This window comes from Vibrio sp. Vb1574 (assembly GCF_033338675.1).
The window spans coordinates 1-1,044 of record NZ_JAWOTC010000460.1 but is presented as its reverse complement, the minus strand read 5'-3'; the positions used below and the strand labels follow the sequence as shown (position 1 = coordinate 1,044).

Genomic DNA, 1,044 nt, shown 5'->3' with positions numbered 1-1,044 from the left:
ATCATGCCTTCCTTTACCTATAAAATCTACATAAATAGGTATTTCAGACAAATTGGCGGTATTCTAAAGATGGACTGCAAACCTGTCAACACACAATGAAAAATAAATTATCTTTTTCTAAAGAGTAATAGCATTTACTAGCAATAAGCCCCAAAAACACAAGTTTCCACCACCTGCAAACTTTGAAGATGGTTCTTTTTTTAGATTTTACAAATTTGAACTTTTTATAGATCACAAATTTTTATGAGATTTTCACGCAAACGTTAATCACAACAAAACAACATCAACTTTTAAGCAGTTAAGGCAAATAAGACAACCAAGCCAGCAAAAATACACACAAACAAGTTCAAAACTGACGCTCTACAATACTCATTTTATTTACATAACTTTCTTCAAATACAAAAAAGCCGGCTTACGCCGGCGAATAATTATGTATTTAAAGCTCATTCAAACCAAGCACATCGGTCATGGTATAAAAGCCCGCCGGCTTGGAATGTAGCCACACTGCAGCCTTCACGGCACCATTAGCAAAAGTCATGCGGTCCGTCGCTTTGTGCGTTATTTCGACTCGCTCACCAATATCAGCAAACATTGCTGTGTGCTCGCCGACAATGTCACCTGCACGAATGGTTGCAAAACCGATTTCATCTTTAGTACGCTCACCAGTAATGCCTTCACGCGCATACACCGCAACATCACTTAACTTGTTGCCCATAGCGCCAGCAATCGCCTCACCCATACCAATCGCAGTACCTGACGGAGCATCAACTTTATGGCGGTGATGAGCTTCGACAATCTCGACATCGCAGTAATCACCCATTACTTTTGCAGCTTTCTCAAGCAACTTAAATACTAGGTTCACACCAACAGAGTAGTTAGGCGCCATCACAACAGGTACGTGCTTCGCAACTGCATCAATCAGTGCTCGCTCTTCTTCACTAAAGCCAGTGGTACCAATTACGATAGACTTCCCATGCTGTTTACATAACTCTAAGTTCGCTAACGTACTTACTGGAGCGGTAAAGTCGATAACAACATCAAAAT

1 protein-coding gene is annotated in these 1,044 nt (G+C 40.6%); it reads right to left on the bottom strand.

All coding sequences use genetic code 11. The features are described 5' to 3' along the window. Window positions 1–436: 436 nt before the first annotated feature. The coding region (gene dapB, locus R7O12_RS26870; RefSeq protein WP_318127113.1) for a 4-hydroxy-tetrahydrodipicolinate reductase at window positions 437–1,044 on the bottom strand (608 nt) is incomplete at its 5' end.